General features: G+C 70.1%; 1 protein-coding gene and 1 pseudogene. One reads left to right on the forward strand and one right to left on the reverse strand.

Annotated features, from left to right (window positions below):
* Positions 1-54 precede the first annotated feature (54 nt).
* Positions 55-1938, forward strand: a complete 1884-nt coding sequence (locus K9U41_RS22660; RefSeq protein WP_282643098.1) for an ABC-F family ATP-binding cassette domain-containing protein — start codon at positions 55-57, stop codon at positions 1936-1938.
* On the opposite strand, the pseudogene K9U41_RS22665 reads toward K9U41_RS22660, so the two are convergent.
* A pseudogene (locus K9U41_RS22665) lies at positions 1907-2131 on the reverse strand (LysR family transcriptional regulator); the annotation flags it as partial. The gene K9U41_RS22660 and the pseudogene K9U41_RS22665 overlap by 32 nt on opposite strands.

Below are 2131 nucleotides of genomic sequence, written 5' to 3' on the forward strand. Positions count from 1 at the left end.
GCCCTGCATCCCCGCCCCTTGCCCCCGCTGCCCGCGCCTGCGAAAAGCGCGGACATGATCGTTCTCGACGATATTTCCCTGCGCCTCGCCGGGCGCCTGCTCATCGACCATGCCTCCGTCGCCATTCCGGAGAATGCGCGGGTGGGCGTGGTGGGGCGCAACGGCTCGGGCAAGACCACCCTGTTCAAGGCCATCGTCGGCGAGCTTGAGCTGGAGAGCGGCGCGGTGCGCCTGCCCAACCGCACCCGCATCGGCCGGGTGGCGCAGGAGGCGCCCGCAGGCCCCGACAGCCTGCTGGAGCGCGTGCTCGCCGCCGACACCGAGCGCGCCCAATTGCTGCACGAGCGCGAGACCACCCACGACCCCATGCGCATGGGCGAGATCGAGATGCGGCTTCTCGACATCGACGCCCATTCGGCGCCGGCGCGGGCGGCCACCATCCTCGCCGGCCTCGGCTTCGACGAGAGCGCGCAGCAGCGGCCCTGCTCGGAATTCTCCGGCGGCTGGCGCATGCGCGTGGCCCTCGCGGCCCTGCTCTTCACCGAGCCAGACCTGCTGCTGCTGGACGAGCCCACCAATTATCTCGACCTTGAAGGCACGTTGTGGCTGCAGGATTACCTCGCGCATTATCCGCGCACGGTGATCCTCATCTCCCATGACCGCGACCTGCTGGACGAGAGCGTGGACCACATCCTCCACCTCACCGGCCAGAAGCTGACCCTCTACAAGGGCGGCTTCACCGGCTTCGACCGCCAGCGCCGCGAGCGGCTGCTGCTGGACCAGAAGGCGCGCAAGAAGCAGGAGATGCAGCGCGCCCACATGGAATCCTTCGTGGCCCGCTTCCGCGCCAAGGCCACCAAGGCCAAGCAGGCCCAGTCGCGCCTCAAGGCCCTGGCCCGCATGGAGCCGCTGGCCGCCCAGGTGAGCGAGGAAGGCGCCGCCATCTCCATCCGCCACCCGGAACGGCTGCTGTCCCCGCCCATCCTGGTGATGAACCATGTGTCGGTGGGCTACGTGCCGGGCAAGCCGATCCTGCGCAATCTCGATCTTCGCATCGACGAGGACGACCGCATCGCCTTGCTCGGCCCCAACGGCAACGGCAAGTCCACCTTCGCCAAGCTCCTCGCCGGCCGCCTCCAGGAAGAAAGCGGCAGCGTGGTGCGCGCCGACAAGCTGGAGGTGGCCTATCTCGCCCAGCACCAGATCGACGAACTCATCCCCGGCGACAGCCCGGCCCAGCATGTGCGCAAGCTCATGCCCGACGCCCCCGAGGCGCGGGTGCGCGGACGGGCGGCGGAGATGGGCTTTTCCGGCGGCGCCGCCGACACCAAGGTGTCGTCCCTCTCGGGCGGCGAGAAGGCCCGGCTGCTGCTGGGCCTTGCCACCTTCCACGGGCCGCACCTCCTGATCCTCGACGAGCCCACCAACCATCTGGACATCGAGGCCCGCGCCGCCCTCATCGAGGCCATCAACGACTATCCCGGCGCCGTCATCCTCGTCTCCCACGACCGGCATCTGCTGGAAGCCTGCGCCGACCAGCTGTGGCGCGTCTCCGGCGGCACCGTGAAGGCCTATGACGGCGACCTCGACCAGTACAAGCGCGAGGTGCTCTCCAAGTCCGATGGCGACCGCATGACCGATGCCGGCCGGAAGGACAAGGCCGAGCTGAAGAAGGACGGCACCCCGGCCGACGGCAAGCGCCGCGTCGCCACCGGCCCGCTGAAGAAGCGCATCCGCGAACTGGAAGCCACGGTGGAGAAGCTGGAGAAGGAGATCGCCGGCATCGACATGAAGCTCGCCGCGCCGGACCTCCACGCCAGGAAGCCGCTGGACGCCGCCCGCTTCGCCAAGGCCCGCGCCGAGGCGGTGGAGAAGCTGGCCCAGGCGGAAGAGGAATGGCTCGCCGTCAGCGCCGAGCTCGAGACCGCGGGCGGCTGACGGGCGCCGCCGTCGGGGCGGTGCCGGCGCCGTCCGGTTCGCGGATCAGCGCCATCAGCGCCTGCGCCGCCCGCGAATGATAGCGATCGGCGTGGCGCAGCACATAGAAGCGCCGCGCCGGAAAGGTCAGGGGCAGCTGGCGCAGGGTGCCGGTGGCGAGGCCCGCCGCCGCCACGAGATCGGAGATCACGGT

Source organism: Xanthobacter autotrophicus, assembly GCF_029991245.1.
Lineage (GTDB): Bacteria > Pseudomonadota > Alphaproteobacteria > Rhizobiales > Xanthobacteraceae > Xanthobacter > Xanthobacter autotrophicus_C.

Coding starts and splice junctions, on each gene's coding strand:
- K9U41_RS22660 (WP_282643098.1), top strand. CDS start 55: ATGATCGTTCTCGACGATATTTCCCTGCGCCTCGCCGGGCGCCTGCTC.